Here is a 14,916-nt window from a genome sequence, read left to right on the forward strand (position 1 = left end):
TGGTTAAATTATTATAAAAATAATGCTATAGGATATATATGGGGCTATCCAGTTAACTTTCAACAAGATATAAAAATAATTTTATAGATTACTGAAAGTTTTAGATCAAAAAAGCCTCAACCAATAAATAACTATAACGTAAATTATTACGTTTAGAGTTATTTATTAAATTGAGGCTAATTAACGTAATACTAAAATATTACTTAAAAAGACAAGTTACTTAGCAGCTTTTTCTTTTTGATTTTGATTCTGTTTACTATCGTAAATAATAATCGGTTTACTTTCACCTTTAATAGTATTTTCATCAACAACAATCTTGCTAACGTCTTCCATCGAAGGTAGTTCGTACATGGTATCAAGTAAAACAGCTTCCACGATTGAACGTAAACCACGAGCACCAGTTTTTCGGTCCATGGCTTTACGGGCAATAGCATGCAGCGCATCTTCTCTAAACTCTAACTCAACTTTTTCCATATCAAATAATGCAGTGAACTGTTTAGTTAATGCATTTTTTGGTTCTTGTAAAATTTGAATCAGTGCGTCTTCATCTAACTCACGTAGAGTAGCTAATACAGGTAACCGCCCAATAAACTCAGGAATTAAACCGTATTTAACTAAATCTTGCGGTTCTACTTCAGCCAAGCTATCTGTTAATGATTTCTCTTGATCTTTACCACGAACTTCTGCGCCAAAGCCAATACCAGTGCCTTTTTGATTACGTTGCTCAACAACTTTATCTAACCCAGCAAAAGCACCACCACAAATAAACAATATTTTAGAAGTATCTACTTGTAAAAATTCTTGTTGCGGATGCTTACGACCACCTTGCGGAGGAACCGAAGCAACAGTACCTTCAATAAGCTTTAATAATGCTTGCTGAACACCTTCACCTGATACATCACGAGTAATAGATGGGTTATCTGACTTACGTGAAATTTTATCAATTTCATCAATGTAAACAATACCGCGTTGTGCTTTTTCTACATCGTAATCACATTTTTGTAATAACTTCTGAATGATGTTTTCAACATCTTCACCAACATAACCTGCTTCAGTTAATGTGGTTGCATCGGCCATTGTAAAAGGTACATCTAACAAGCGTGCTAAGGTTTGAGCTAAGAGTGTTTTACCACTACCTGTTGGCCCAATAAGTAAAATATTACTTTTACCTAATTCAACACCGTTATGAGTGTCGCCATTTCTTAAGCGCTTATAATGATTATAAACAGCAACTGCTAATACTTTTTTCGCATGGTCTTGACCAATAACGTATTCGTCTAAGCTTTCACGTATTTCAATTGGAGAAGGCAGTGCTTCTTTACTTTCTTTTGGCGAAATTTCAGATATTTCTTCGCGAATAATGTCGTTACATAGTTCAACACATTCATCACAAACAAATACTGAAGGGCCAGCAATTAATTTACGTACTTCATGTTGGCTTTTGCCACAAAATGAGCAGTATAGTAACTTGCCATTATCGCTACCACTTTTAATATCGGTCATGCCCTACCTCTAAACGTTTAATCCAAATAAATCCATTTATTATTCAATCTATACAATTAAGTATACACCGAAATCCTATTTATCGTTACGTTGTTCTAATATGGAGTCAACTAAACCATATTCAACAGCTGCCTCTGCACTTAAAAAGTTATCTCGGTCTGTATCATGAGAAACTTTTTCTAAAGTTTGGCCAGTATGATCAGCCATTAACTTATTAAGTTTACCTTTTATATATAATATTTCTTTGGCATGAATTTCAAAGTCAGACGCTTGACCTTGGAAACCACCTAAAGGTTGATGGATCATTACACGCGCATTTGGTAAACAATAACGTTTGCCCTTTTCGCCGCCTGACAATAAAAAGGCGCCCATGCTCGCTGCTTGTCCAATACAAACCGTACTAATATTTGGTTTGATAAATTTCATTGTATCATAAATAGCCATACCCGCAGTTACCGAGCCACCTGGTGAATTTATGTAAAGAAAAATATCTTTATCTGGGCTTTCTGATTCTAAGAACAATAATTGTGCAATGATCAGGTTAGCCATATGGTCTTCAACTTGACCACAAAGGAAGATTACACGCTCTTTTAAAAGTCTTGAGTATATATCATATGAACGCTCGCCTTTAGGCGTTTGCTCAACAACCATAGGTACTAAAGCGCTTTCAATACCTGTTGTATTGCTTTGTGATGAAACTTGAGATGTTCTTTGTGATGTAATTTGAGAATTAAACAAGAGTATTCCTTCCCTTTGTAAATAAAAATGGCTTGTATGTTGCCATACAAGCCATTGAATTTAAGCGATTGCTAAGTCTATTGTCAATGCAAACCTACGATAAACTTACGTTTTGCTTAATATTATTTGGCTTCTGGGTTCATTATTTCTGAGAAGCTAGCTTTTTTATCTTTTACTTTCGCTTTTTCAACAAGTAAATCAATCGCCTGCTCTTCTAAAGCAACGTTTTGCATTTGCTGCATTAATTCTTGGTTATTAGCGTAGTATTCAATAACTTCTTTAGGATCTTCATAAGCAGAAGCAGCAGAAGCAATTAATTCATCAACTTTAGCATCATCTACTTTAAGTTCATTAATTTTAATCACTTCACCTAAAAGTAAACCGATTTTAACACGACGTTCTGCTTGTTCAGTGAACATTTCAGCAGGAAGCTCTGGCAAGTTCTTAGGATCCATTTGACCTTGGAAACGTTGCATTGCTTGTTGACGTAAAACATTTACTTCTTGAGCAACTAATGCTGATGGTAAATCAACTTCATTAGCGGCAAGTAAACCATCAATCACTTGAGTTTTAACTTTAGCTTTAACAGCTTGTGTTAATTCACGTGCCATGTTTTTACTTACTTCAGTACGTAAAGCTTCAACGCCACCTTCTTCGATACCGAAAAGTTTAGCAAAGTCTTCATTAATTTCAGGTAAAACAGGACCTTCATTTTTATGAAGAACGATATCAAATTCAGCTTCTTTACCTTTAAGGTTTTCAGCATGGTAATCTTCAGGGAAGGTTACTTTGATTGTTTGTTCTTCACCGGCTTTCATGCCTGTAACTTCTTTTTCAAAACCAGGGATCATACGACCTGCGCCTAGTTCTAATTCAAAGCCTTCAGCCTTGCCACCTTCAAATTCTTCACCATCAACACGACCAACAAAATCAAGAGTTAGCTTATCGCCTTTCTTAGATTTACGCTTATTTTCTTTCCATGTTTGGTGTTGTTTTTGTAGAGTAACAAACATTTCATCTAGATCAGCATCAGTTACTTCTACTTTTGGGCGTTCAATAGCAATTTTATCTAAATCTTTTAATTCAACTACAGGGTAAATTTCAAAAGTTGCTTCAAACTCTAATGGTTTACCATTTTCATTGCTTTTAGCTACAAATGAAGGACGGCCCGCTGGGTTGATTTTCTCTGCAACGATTGCTTCAACAAAGTTACGTTGCATAATTTCGCCTGCAACTTCTTGACGAACTGATTTACCGAAGCGTTTTTGAATTTCTGCCGGTGGTACTTTACCTGGACGGAAACCATTAATACGCTGTGTTTTACTAATTTGACGAAGACGGTTCTTAACTTCTACATCTACTTTTTCGGCTGGAACAGAAATAGTCAGGCGACGTTCCAAACCTTGTGTAGTCTCAACTGAAACTTGCATTTAAATACCTCAAAAATTAGCGTATTACGCTTTTTACGCATCAATTTATTATCAATAATTTTGATAAAACTTACCAAATTAAAGATAAAAAGATGCCCTATTACAAAAATATGACGACGAATTATAGCGAGCACAAAAAAAAGTTGCAAGGTGTAAGTTTTGACCACCTGCCAAATTTGTCAAACATTAGAGTTACTATTTAAGGGGTAAAGTTTTTTTTTCAAGTCTAAATTAAGATTATTATTGTTTTATAATCGATATCCCTAAAATACAACTTAGAAAATTAACTTAGATAATTGATGTGACTGGTATTGATGTGACTGTTATTAAAAGGCCAAAGAACATAAAGAATATTTTACAGGATGAAAATATGCAGCTATTTAATAATTAAATTAATAAGCGTTTAATTGTAATTTTATATTGATTTATATATGAGGTGTAAACAGTATAGTTTAGAACTTAGATGAAATGGAATTTTTATAAGAAGAAAGTGGTCGGTGATGCAAGATTCGAACTTGCGACCCCTTGGACCCAAACCAAGTGCGCTACCAAGCTGCGCTAATCACCGACATGTTTAACTTTTTTGAACTACTACTTCAGGAAGAAGTAAAAGATGGGGTGGCTAAAGGGACTTGAACCCTCGACAACCGGAATCACAATCCGGGGCTCTACCAACTGAGCTATAGCCACCATAACCTTTTACTACCATACATGGCTGTATGGCACGCCCTGCAGGATTCGAACCTGCGACCCACGCCTTAGAAGGGCGTTGCTCTATCCAGCTGAGCTAAGGGCGCACATTTCCTACAAAGCAGGCCACTTACTTTTAAAATATAAAAGAAAAGTGGTCGGTGATGCAAGATTCGAACTTGCGACCCCTTGGACCCAAACCAAGTGCGCTACCAAGCTGCGCTAATCACCGATTTATGCTGTTGTCACAAACAATAAATTGTCTCGTTTCAACGGGTGCGGATATTACCGATTTGCTTACCTGTCGTCAAACCTTTTTTATAAATAAATGCTTGTTCGCTTACTTTTAAAGCAAGCCGATGAAATATTCTTCGTCGCCATCATTATTTGCCTGCTTTTTTAACTTTTCTCTTAGAGTTAAAATGTACCTCTATATAAGTGTTAACTTAAAAATGGTTAAGCATTTAATCATTAGTAAAAGTAAACCTACAACATGATTCTACTTTATGGCAAAATAGCCGCGTTTTATTATTACTTACATCACCACTTACATCCAAGGTCTACATCATCGTTATGACAGCATCATTGATTGATGGCAAAGAAATTGCCAAACAACTTAGAGATTCAGTTAAAGAAAAGGTAAGTCAACGCCTTGCCAATGGTAAAAGAATACCTGGTTTAGCTGTTGTTTTAGTGGGTTCAGATCCTGCTTCACAAGTTTATGTGGGGAGTAAGCGTAAAGCCTGCGAAGAAGTAGGATTTATTTCTCGCTCATACGACTTAGCAAAAACAACTACTGAAGGTGAGCTATTAGCTTTAATCACTGAGTTAAATAACGATAATGAAATTGATGGTATATTAGTGCAACTGCCTTTACCCGCAGGCTTAAATGCTAATTTAATACTTGAACATATCAACCCTTTAAAAGATGTTGATGGTTTTCACCCTTTTAATATTGGCAAGTTAGCGTTAAGACAACCGGGTTTGCGACCATGTACACCAAAAGGCATTATGACCTTAATTCAGTCAACAGGTGTAGATCCTAAAGGGTTAGACGCACTAGTTATTGGCGCATCAAATATAGTTGGTCGCCCAATGTCACTCGAATTATTACTCGCTGGCTGTACCGTTACAACAACGCACCGATTTACTAAAGACCTTGAAAGTAAAGTAAAAGGTGCTGATCTTATTGTTGTTGCTGTTGGTAAGCCTGGATTTATTCCTGGTGATTGGATTAAACAAGGTGCAATTGTTATCGATGTTGGTATAAACCGTTTAGATTCTGGTAAATTAGTTGGCGATGTTGACTTTGACATAGCGAAGGATAGAGCTGCTTATATTACACCAGTTCCCGGTGGCGTTGGCCCGATGACAGTCGCTTGTTTAATTGAAAACACCTTACAAGCGTGTGAAGCAACAGATATTTAATTAATTTTTATTCATAGCAAGCGCTATTTGCGGTGAATAATGAAATAAAAAGGGCGAACACTGTAATGAGTGTTCGCCTTTTTTTCTTTAACTCAGCGTAGTTTTTGTTTAACTTCGTTAAGTAAAACTCAGTTAAACAAGCGCTTAGCTTTTTATTAATTAAGCTTTACGCCACGTAGTTTTACCAGCGCTATCTTCTAATACTATATTCATTGCATTAAGCTTGTCACGGGCATCATCTGCCATCGCCCAGTCTTTATCTATACGTGCTTGATTACGCTGTACAATTAGCGCTTCAATTACTGCTACTTCATCGTTATTATTATCACCCTGTAAAAAAGCAGCCGGGTCAAGTTGTAATAGACCGATAATTTCACCTAAAGCAACAAGGGTTGAAGCTAACTCACTTGCTAACTCATCGTTATTAGCGGCTTTAGCTACGTTTAACTCTTTAGATATTTCAAAAAATACAGCTAATGCTTGAGGTGTATTAAAATCATCATCCATTGCTTGGCAAAATTGTTTTACAAAGCTTGAGTTTTTATCTAATACAAAGTCTTTTTGAATATTCACATCGCGTAACGACGTATAAATACGCTCAACTGACGCTCTCGCCTGCGTTAAGTTATCAGTAGAATAATTTAACTGACTACGATAATGCCCTGTTGTTAAAAAGAAACGAACGGTTTCAGCATCGTATTGTGCTAACACATCACGAATAGTAAAAAAGTTACCCAATGATTTAGACATTTTTTCTTGGTCAACTTGTACCATACCGGTATGCATCCAGTAATTCACATACGGCGTATCAAGGGCACAACAACTTTGCGCAATTTCATTTTCATGATGAGGGAAAGTTAAATCTGAGCCACCACCGTGAATGTCAAAATGATGTCCTAATTCTTTAGCGTTCATTGCTGAACATTCAATATGCCAACCGGGGCGACCTTCTCCCCAAGGAGATGACCAGCTTGGCTCGCCCGGTTTAGCTGATTTCCATAATACGAAATCAAGTGGGTTGTTTTTGCTTTCATCAACTTCAACACGCGAGCCAGATTGCAGTTGCTCAAGGTTTTGTCCACTTAATTTACCGTAGTCAGCAAAACTAGATACGTTAAATAATACATCCCCCAGCCCTGATTCTGCATTTTCGCCGGCAACATAAGCATGTTCTTTAGCAATTAGCGCTTCAATCATGGTGATTATTTCATCCATGTGTGTTGTTACTCGCGGCTCTAAATCAGGTCTTGCCATATTTAATGAATCAAAATCTTGATGCATTGCAGCAATAGTGCGTTCAGTTAATGATTCTGTTGTTTCACCATTTTCATTAGCACGGTTAATAATTTTATCTTCTACGTCGGTAATATTACGTACGTAGTTGACTTCAAAACCCGAAAATCGCAAATATTTAGCAATGTTATCAAAACTAATATAAGTGCGGCCGTGGCCTATATGGCATAAATCATAAACAGTACAACCACAAACGTATAAGCCTACTTTACCGGGGTGAATTGGCGTAAAGGTTTCTTTTTGACGACTTAGCGTGTTGTAAATTTGCAACATGGTATTTTATGATTCCTAATGAATAGTTTATGACAACAAATAAGCGCTAGATTGTACATCAACTCATCTAAAGGATCATCAATACTAATGCACTTAATGGCAAGTTAGCGTACAATTATCGGCAATTAATTTATACCCCTTAGATTAAAGTTAATTCAAACCTTAACTAACAACTTATATTAGAGAATATTAGAGAATATTATGATTATATTTAAAACTAACCTTGGCGACATTAAAATAGCATTAGACTTTGATAACGCACCAGTAACAGCTGCTAACTTTAAGCAATATGTTGAAGAAGGTCACTACAACGGCACTATTTTTCATCGTGTAATTAAAGGTTTTATGGCACAAGGTGGTGGCTTTGCTTCAGGTTTAGACGAAAAAGAAACTCGTGCTAGCATTAAAAACGAAGCAAATAATGGTTTAAGCAACAAGCGTGGTACGTTAGCAATGGCGAGAACGCAAGAACCACATTCAGCATCAGCGCAATTCTTTATTAACTTAGCAGATAACACTTTCTTAGATTTCAGCGCCGAAAATGTACAAGGCTGGGGTTATTGTGTATTTGGTGAAGTTGTTGAAGGTATGGAAGTTGTTGATAAAATGACCTTAGTTGAAACAGGTAACTTACATGGCCACGGTGATGTTCCTAAAGATGAAATCATCATTGAATCAGCTATTGTAGAATAAGTACTCTTGACTGCCATGAATGAGCAAAATAAATCAGCTTTAATCTATTTTATAGCTGATTTACATCTAAGCGAAAGTAGAGCTGATATAACCAACTGTTTTATTACGTTTCTAGAAACCGAAGCGATTAAAGCGGGTAAGCTTTATATATTAGGTGACTTATTTGAATATTGGATTGGTGATGACGACAAAAGTCCGTATCTAAAAGTTATTGCTAATGCGCTAATGGCTGTGCGTAAGTCGGGTACCGATATTTATTACATTCATGGCAACAGAGACTTTTTATTAGGGAAACGGTATGCCAAGCAAGCAGGCATGACCCTTTTACCTGAAATAGTGCCTATCGACCTATTCGGTCAAAAAGCAATAATTATGCACGGCGATACTCTATGTACCCGTGATGTTGATTATCAAGTATTTCGTAAAAAATCACGAACCTGGTGGTGGCAAACCATGATTAAAAGCTTGCCTTTATTTGTTAGACAAAAAATTGCTGAAGACTACCGTAAAAAGAGTGCTGCGGCTACCGCAATGAAGTCACAAGATATTATGGATGTTACCGAAACCGAAGTGGTTAAATGCTTAGAGCAATATCAAAGCCAGTTATTAATTCATGGTCACACCCACAGACCGGCTGTACATGACTTAATAGCGAATAATGCGCCAGCACAGCGCATTGTATTGGGAGACTGGTACGAGCAAGGGGCTTGGCTGAAAGTCACCCCTAATTCAATTGAGTTATTAAACCGACCTTTAGTTTAACAATATCTAAAACTAGAATACTGCTGTTAAAGCTTGCTTGTGTTAATTTAATTATCTTCAAGCAGGTAAACCAGAATGAAATTTAAAATCTTCATCTGGGCTTGATATTAATCCCGCTTCGAGCTCACCAAAAAAAGTAATTCTATCTGAGATATCAACACCAGAAATTTCCTCAGCTAGGGTTAAATAATCTTGATAATGGCGGGCTTCACTGCGCAATAACGATAAATAGAACTTACCTATTTTATGGTCTAAGTGCGGCGCTATTTTAGCAAAGCGTTCACAAGATCGTGCTTCTATATAAGCACCAACAATTAACTTATCAATAAGCGCTTCAGGTTCATAAGTGCGTACGCCTTTAAGCATACCTTTAGCATAACGTGCCGCAGGAATTGGATCATAAGGGATATTGTTTTCTTCAATAATTTCTAACACTTGATAAAAATGATGTAACTCTTCGCGAATCAACAACACCATTTTATCAACCATATCTTGCCCATACGGACAATCTTCACGTGCAGTTATTGATTTAGATAGTACGTTTTTACCTTTAAGTGTTTCAGTATTACCAAGTCGCTTATAGGCAAACTGCTCATAAGGTGTCATCAGTTCAGTTAACTGTGCAACCCCTTCAGGAGTTAACGCATAACGTTTAAGTAAGAACAAAGCACTTTGCGCAGCTTTTAATTCACAAATTAAATGATCACGAAGCAATATAGGTAAGTTTTCTGATTTTTTTGCTTCATCAACCCAAAGATCAGGTGTAGGATATTTTAAAAAGGCGTTAATAGGTGCTAATAGTTTTTCATACATTCGGAGTAAACTTCTCTTTTAAATTATTTAACGCCTAATGACTACTCACTGCGTTAAAGATCTATGCGAATTTTAACATGAAAATTTATTAGCGTGTTTTAATTATTAATAAATACCTTCAATATACAATTAAGTAAAAAATCAGGAGCTAGATAATGTTTAAACATACGTTTATAAAATCGATATTGTTAATTACTAGTGGTTACTTCGCCTTTGTTGCACCTTTTTGTTTGGCTGTAACTCAAACATCTAACCCTACGTCAGTTGATGTAATTCCAAAATCCCAAGGCAAAATACTAGTTGAGCAATACTGTACGACTTGCCATTCAATGAAATTAATAACGAACAGTTCAGGCTATGATGTTGATGGCTGGCAAGCTTTAACAAAAACCATGATTGATTTATCTGATCATGTCGAGATAGCACAGCCTATATTTAATTACCTTGCTCAAACCTATGCTCCTAACTCACGCCGTAGTCCAACATTTATTCCTGGCGATACAACAATATCTTTTACCGAGTGGCAAACACCAACACTTGGACAGCGCTCTCGCGATCCTATCGAAGCAGCTGATGGTACTTTTTGGTGGGCTGGACAACGAGCAAACCTTATTGGGCAAATAAATCCAACATCAGGCGATATGAAAGAATATTTATTGCCGGCCAATGCTATGCCTCATACCGTAACAACCGATAGTGTAGGTAATATTTGGTATACAGGTAATAAAAATGGCACTGTTGGTAAGTTAGATATAAAAACTAAAAAGATTACCGAATATAAAATGCCCGATAAAAATGCCAAAGACCCGCATAGTGCTATTTTCGATGATAAAGGAATACTCTGGTTTACGCTGCAACACAGCAATATGATTGGGCGATTAAATCCGATCACAGAAGAAATAAAATTAGTGACGATGAATTCACCCAACTCTAAACCTTATGGCATTAAAATAGATAAGAATGGCACTCCTTGGGTTGCTTGTAATGGGAGTAACTGCCTAGTAAAAGTTGACCCAACAACAATGGAATTAACTGAAATTAAACTCCCTAATGAAGCAACTAGGGTTCGTCGCCTTGATATTGCTGATAACGGTATGATTTGGTACGTTAACTCTTCACAAGGTCGATTAGGAAGGTATAACCCTAAAGATGGAGAAATTAAAGAATGGGCCTCGCCTAGCGGCAATGCTTCACACCCGTATGCAATTGCAGTTATAGACAATATTGTTTGGTATAACGAATCGGGTATGAGACCCGATACTTTAGTCAGATTTGACCCTACAACAGAAAAATTTCAAAGTTGGGCTATTCCATCTGGCAATGTTTATGCTGGTATTATTCGACACATGCGCCCTACTCGCGATGGTAATTTATTAATTCATCAAAGTAGTACTAATAAAATAATTAAAGTAAACATTGAAAAATAGCCGGTCAGTTCTAGTTAACCTGAAATCGAGATAATTAATTTGGGATAAGGAAATAACCCTTATCTCATCACAGTGCCTCGAATTGATATCGCTCAAGCACTCTGAAACCTGCATCTTGAATGGTAACGGGTATATTTTATAAAGTATTAGCTAGCTTTACTTCATAAACTTGTTTTTTATTGAGATACTAATATCACTTAGTTTTAATATAGATACTTAAAAATTATGAGTTCCATAATAAAGACAAAGCTTAACAATAAAAATGCCGCACAAAAGTTAGTTAATAAACACGATAAGTTAACACATAGTGAAAATATGAAAGTAGTTTCTCATGTACAAAGAGATAATGATGAATGGATCATCAACACACTTATGCTTGAAAACATAGACGTACCTTTTAAATACAAGCGTAAAAAACTTTATCAAAGCTTACAAGGTCAGCGCGTTAATCTTACTTACTATCCAGACATTGAAACTGTCGCAGGGTTTGAAATTGAAGTAATGTCGGTAGTACGCATTAAGGTTAGTTAGTTTTGCTTATACCCGTTCCAAATAGCCGCTATTATTAAAGATGCAAATTCTCTTATGACCGAAAGATATTAAAAAACGTTTATATAGAGCGTTATTGTTTATTATTCAATCAAAACTTGACTGTTTCCCTTATATCTCTCATAACTAAGGGTGTAATAATAATAGTATTAATAGTGTAAACATTTATTTTATGAGCCTTGTTCAGTTTAAGCTGAAAAGACATAAAAATAGGCTGTATATTTACAATAGAAAGTACTTTTCGAACATTAAGCGCAAGAGGATTGATTATGATACTTAACCATATATGGGGATTGTACGCTCACCCTAAAGAAGAGTGGCACGTTATTGAAAAGCGTCACGAGAGTTTGAGTTATAGCTTGATACATATTTTAACGATAGCGTTAATTCCTTCCATCTGCTCTTTTTATGCTGCGGCATATATAGGCTGGACTATTGGAGTTGGAGATCCGATTAAAATCAGTGTTGCCAGTGCACAATTGATGGCAATCAGTATGTATTTCGCTCTAATTTTTGGCGTTTTTGCATTAGCGGTATTAATACAATGGATGGCTAAAACTTTTGATTCAAAGCCTGATTTTGTCCAAGCTCTCGAACTCGCCTCTTATACGGCAACACCACTACTTATGGTAGGTATCACCACTTTATTCCCAGTATTATGGTTTGTTGCTTTAGCCGGCATGGCTGCAGTAGCTTATTCAATTTATCTACTCTATTCTGGAGTACCTATAATGATGAATATTCCTGAGGAAAAGGGTTTTATTTATTCTAGCTCAGTTGTGACCTGTGGTTTAGTTTTACTGGTTACACTCATGGCAGGAACTGCAATCATGTGGACTATGGGCTTTGGCCCTGAATTTGTATCCTAGCGAACCAACTGATTTATTATCATATTGAATAATCCCAATGGGATTAATTAATATAATAGAAAAGGCCTTGTTTCTTCACAGAAACAAGGCCTTTTTATGTATACCGCATATCGCTAATTTATCACGAACAAGTTAGATAATATTTACTCTGCACCTTCATTATGCATATCTAAAATCGAATCAGCATTTTTATCAGACTCTTCTTTCGTAGTATTATTACGTAATGCGTCCAATCTTTCTAAATACTCTTGGTTGATATCGTTGGTAACATAGTTACCATCAAATACAGAAGTATCAAACGTTTTAATTTCAGGGTTACCTGCACTCACTGCTGTAATTAAGTCATCAATTGATTGGAAGATTAACTTATCTGCACCAATTAGCTCACAAATATCATCTAATTCACGGCCATGGGCAATTAACTCATTTGCACTTGGCATGTCAATACCGTAAACGTTAGGGAATCTAACTTCTGGTGCTGCTGAAGCAAAGTAAACTTTCTTTGCACCTGAAGCACGCGCCATATCAATAATTTGAGATGATGTAGTCCCACGAACAATAGAATCATCAACAAGTAAAACATTCTTGTCTTTAAATTCAGCCGTTATAGCATTGAGTTTTTGGCGAACTGATTTTTTACGCTCTTCCTGACCTGGCATAATAAACGTTCGGCCAATATAACGATTTTTAACAAAGCCTTGACGGTATGGAATATCAAGATGATGTGCTATTTGTAAAGCTATATCACAAGAAGTTTCAGGGATAGGAATAACCACGTCAATCTCAAGATCTTGCCATTCATCCGCAATTTTTTGGCCTAGTTTAGTCCCCATTTCTACACGAGAAGCATAAACAGACATTTTATCAATAGTTGAATCTGGACGAGCAAAATAAACAAACTCAAAAATACATGGGTTATAAACAGGATTTTCAGCACATTGCAGGCTGTGTATTTGGCCATCTTCAGTAAAGTATATCGCTTCACCTGGCGCTACATCACGTACAAATTCGAACGCACATGCATCTAATGCAACCGATTCAGAGGCAACCATATACTCAACACCTTTTTTAGTTTCTCTTTTACCAAAAACTAATGGACGAATACCGTTAGGATCACGAAATGCGATCATACCGTGACCTACAATAAGCGCTACGGTGGCATAAGCACCACGAACACGTTTATGCATATTAGCGACGGCAGTAAAAATATCATCAGGAGTAAGAGAAATGTTTTCTCTTTGCTGTAATTCGTGCGCTAGGATGTTAAGTAACACTTCAGAGTCTGATGTGGTATTAACATGACGACGAGCTTCATTAAATAACCATGTTCTTAACTCGTCAGCGTTAGTTAAATTACCATTATGCGCTAATGAAATACCAAAAGGAGAGTTAGCATAAAATGGTTGTGCTTCTGATGAACTAGAAGTACCTGCTGTTGGGTAACGAATATGGCCAATACCAATATTACCTTGTAAGCGAAGCATATGACGGGTATGAAAAACATCTTTCACTAAACCATTAGCTTTTCTTAGTCTAAAGGTATTATTGTGAATAGTTACAATACCTGCTGCGTCCTGACCTCGATGCTGAAGTACTGTTAAGCCATCATATATATACTGACTAACTGGGGATTTACCGACTATACCAACAATGCCACACATGAAACTCTCTCCACAAAAGAAATATTTACAACACTTATCAAAGCTAACTTTGCTTTGGATGAATGAACTCATCAAATAAATATTGAATTATACGATATTGAAATAATATCTTATAAATAATCGTATACGGAACGACTCCGCAATTACTTAACTGATGTTAATTAACGCAGATACTGCGCTAAAACAGCTAAGATAAATAAAAATAAATTTAACGCTCGGGTTAATGTTTTTTAAATTCAACTAAAACTAACTCACATAACTCGATGAGCCTTTAATATATTCAAAAAACCATTCTACAATTAAGGTAAATTCAGGAATAAGTTGTGAGCTTTTCCACCATGGCGTATTTTCTACACCAGTAAAAGCATCAACAAAAAATATTAAAGCACTAACAATAAGCACGCCACGAAGCGCACCAAAAACGATACCTAACACGCGGTCTGTGCCAGAAAGACCTGTTTTACTAACTAATTGACCGATGAGGTAATTGATTAAGGCGCCGATCACTAGTGTTGATATGAAAAGTATGGCAACTGCAGCGGCATTGCGTAAGAATTGATCGGAAATATTTGTTAATAAATTCGCAAGATTACCATAAAAGGTACTAGCAACAAAAAATGCACCAATCCATATAACTAAAGATACCGCTTCTTTTGCAAAGCCACGTATCAAGCTAACTAAGGTTGAAATGCCTATAATGGCCAAAATGACGTAATCTATCCAAACCATACGGGGTTCTCGTTGAATTTATTTTCTCAAAATCAGAGGCGCGCATTCTATCAGAATT

General features: G+C 36.3%; 13 protein-coding genes and 4 tRNA genes. 6 read left to right on the plus strand and 11 right to left on the minus strand.

The genetic code is table 11. The features are described 5' to 3' along the window. Positions 1-216: 216 nt before the first annotated feature. From clpX to CWS31_RS05715, 7 genes are all read right to left on the minus strand, one after another. Positions 217-1,503 (minus strand): ATP-dependent protease ATP-binding subunit ClpX, encoded by a 1,287-nt coding sequence (gene clpX / locus CWS31_RS05685; protein WP_101345207.1) that lies wholly within the window; start codon positions 1,501-1,503, stop codon positions 217-219. Between the two features lie 75 nt (positions 1,504-1,578). Beyond that, entirely contained in the window at positions 1,579-2,226 is a 648-nt protein-coding gene (clpP, locus tag CWS31_RS05690) for an ATP-dependent Clp endopeptidase proteolytic subunit ClpP (protein ID WP_425457513.1), read from the minus strand. A 137-nt stretch (positions 2,227-2,363) separates the two neighbouring features. Then, the gene (gene tig / locus CWS31_RS05695; protein WP_101345209.1) at positions 2,364-3,671 is read right to left on the minus strand and encodes a trigger factor; all 1,308 of its coding nucleotides are present in this window, start codon (positions 3,669-3,671) and stop codon (positions 2,364-2,366) included. Between the two features lie 491 nt (positions 3,672-4,162). Continuing rightward, positions 4,163-4,239 (minus strand) — tRNA-Pro (locus tag CWS31_RS05700). A gap of 46 nt (positions 4,240-4,285) precedes the next feature. Beyond that, positions 4,286-4,361, minus strand: a tRNA-His gene (locus CWS31_RS05705). Positions 4,362-4,391: 30 nt separating this feature from the next. Beyond that, positions 4,392-4,468: transfer RNA gene (locus CWS31_RS05710), tRNA-Arg, on the minus strand. Positions 4,469-4,516: 48 nt separating this feature from the next. Further along, positions 4,517-4,593 (minus strand) — tRNA-Pro (locus CWS31_RS05715). Between the two features lie 341 nt (positions 4,594-4,934). Here CWS31_RS05715 and folD point away from each other — a divergent pair. Then, on the plus strand, positions 4,935-5,789 hold the full coding sequence (gene folD / locus CWS31_RS05720; protein WP_101345210.1) for a bifunctional methylenetetrahydrofolate dehydrogenase/methenyltetrahydrofolate cyclohydrolase FolD: 855 nt from the start codon (positions 4,935-4,937) through the stop codon (positions 5,787-5,789). Positions 5,790-5,948: 159 nt separating this feature from the next. Here folD and cysS read toward each other — a convergent pair whose 3' ends face one another. Beyond that, complete coding sequence (gene cysS, locus CWS31_RS05725) at positions 5,949-7,355, minus strand: cysteine--tRNA ligase (RefSeq protein WP_101345211.1); 1,407 nt, start codon at positions 7,353-7,355, stop codon at positions 5,949-5,951. Positions 7,356-7,556: 201 nt separating this feature from the next. Here cysS and CWS31_RS05730 point away from each other — a divergent pair, with 201 nt between their 5' ends. Further along, complete coding sequence (locus tag CWS31_RS05730) at positions 7,557-8,048, plus strand: peptidylprolyl isomerase (RefSeq protein WP_101345212.1); 492 nt, start codon at positions 7,557-7,559, stop codon at positions 8,046-8,048. 15 nt (positions 8,049-8,063) lie between these two features. After that, on the plus strand, positions 8,064-8,810 hold the full coding sequence (locus CWS31_RS05735) for a UDP-2,3-diacylglucosamine diphosphatase (RefSeq protein WP_101345213.1): 747 nt from the start codon (positions 8,064-8,066) through the stop codon (positions 8,808-8,810). Between the two features lie 57 nt (positions 8,811-8,867). Here the strand turns inward: CWS31_RS05735 and miaE are convergent, their stop codons facing one another. Further along, positions 8,868-9,623 (minus strand): tRNA isopentenyl-2-thiomethyl-A-37 hydroxylase MiaE, encoded by a 756-nt coding sequence (gene miaE, locus CWS31_RS05740; protein ID WP_101345214.1) that lies wholly within the window; start codon positions 9,621-9,623, stop codon positions 8,868-8,870. Positions 9,624-9,778: 155 nt separating this feature from the next. Between miaE and CWS31_RS05745 the strand changes: the two genes are divergently transcribed. The 3 genes from CWS31_RS05745 (at position 9,779) to CWS31_RS05755 (ending at position 12,468) form a co-directional block, all read left to right on the plus strand. Beyond that, complete coding sequence (locus tag CWS31_RS05745) at positions 9,779-11,050, plus strand: Vgb family protein (RefSeq protein ID WP_246143389.1); 1,272 nt, start codon at positions 9,779-9,781, stop codon at positions 11,048-11,050. A 225-nt stretch (positions 11,051-11,275) separates the two neighbouring features. Beyond that, positions 11,276-11,581, plus strand: coding sequence for a hypothetical protein (locus CWS31_RS05750; RefSeq protein WP_101345215.1), 306 nt, complete (start codon positions 11,276-11,278; stop codon positions 11,579-11,581). A 287-nt stretch (positions 11,582-11,868) separates the two neighbouring features. Next, a complete protein-coding gene (locus CWS31_RS05755; protein WP_101345216.1) occupies positions 11,869-12,468 on the plus strand; it encodes a Yip1 family protein in 600 nt (199 codons plus the stop codon). A 143-nt stretch (positions 12,469-12,611) separates the two neighbouring features. On the opposite strand, the gene purF is transcribed toward CWS31_RS05755, so the two are convergent. Next, complete coding sequence (gene purF, locus CWS31_RS05760) at positions 12,612-14,129, minus strand: amidophosphoribosyltransferase (RefSeq protein ID WP_101345217.1); 1,518 nt, start codon at positions 14,127-14,129, stop codon at positions 12,612-12,614. A gap of 246 nt (positions 14,130-14,375) precedes the next feature. Continuing rightward, on the minus strand, positions 14,376-14,858 hold the full coding sequence (locus CWS31_RS05765) for a CvpA family protein (RefSeq protein ID WP_101345218.1): 483 nt from the start codon (positions 14,856-14,858) through the stop codon (positions 14,376-14,378). Between the last annotated feature and the right edge of the window lie 58 nt (positions 14,859-14,916).

The sequence above is a fragment of the Colwellia echini genome, assembly GCF_002843355.2.
Taxonomy (GTDB): domain Bacteria; phylum Pseudomonadota; class Gammaproteobacteria; order Enterobacterales; family Alteromonadaceae; genus Colwellia; species Colwellia echini.

Bases quoted from the DNA above. Each gene is read 5' to 3' on its own strand.
- clpX (WP_101345207.1), bottom strand. From the start codon at position 1,503: ATGACCGATATTAAAAGTGGTAGCGATAATGGCAAGTTACTATACTGC.
- tig (WP_101345209.1), bottom strand. From the start codon at position 3,671: ATGCAAGTTTCAGTTGAGACTACACAAGGTTTGGAACGTCGCCTGACT.
- folD (WP_101345210.1), top strand. From the start codon at position 4,935: ATGACAGCATCATTGATTGATGGCAAAGAAATTGCCAAACAACTTAGA.
- cysS (WP_101345211.1), bottom strand. From the start codon at position 7,355: ATGTTGCAAATTTACAACACGCTAAGTCGTCAAAAAGAAACCTTTACG.
- CWS31_RS05730 (WP_101345212.1), top strand. From the start codon at position 7,557: ATGATTATATTTAAAACTAACCTTGGCGACATTAAAATAGCATTAGAC.
- CWS31_RS05735 (WP_101345213.1), top strand. From the start codon at position 8,064: ATGAATGAGCAAAATAAATCAGCTTTAATCTATTTTATAGCTGATTTA.
- miaE (WP_101345214.1), bottom strand. From the start codon at position 9,623: ATGTATGAAAAACTATTAGCACCTATTAACGCCTTTTTAAAATATCCT.
- CWS31_RS05745 (WP_246143389.1), top strand. From the start codon at position 9,779: ATGTTTAAACATACGTTTATAAAATCGATATTGTTAATTACTAGTGGT.
- CWS31_RS05750 (WP_101345215.1), top strand. From the start codon at position 11,276: ATGAGTTCCATAATAAAGACAAAGCTTAACAATAAAAATGCCGCACAA.
- CWS31_RS05755 (WP_101345216.1), top strand. From the start codon at position 11,869: ATGATACTTAACCATATATGGGGATTGTACGCTCACCCTAAAGAAGAG.
- purF (WP_101345217.1), bottom strand. From the start codon at position 14,129: ATGTGTGGCATTGTTGGTATAGTCGGTAAATCCCCAGTTAGTCAGTAT.
- CWS31_RS05765 (WP_101345218.1), bottom strand. From the start codon at position 14,858: ATGGTTTGGATAGATTACGTCATTTTGGCCATTATAGGCATTTCAACC.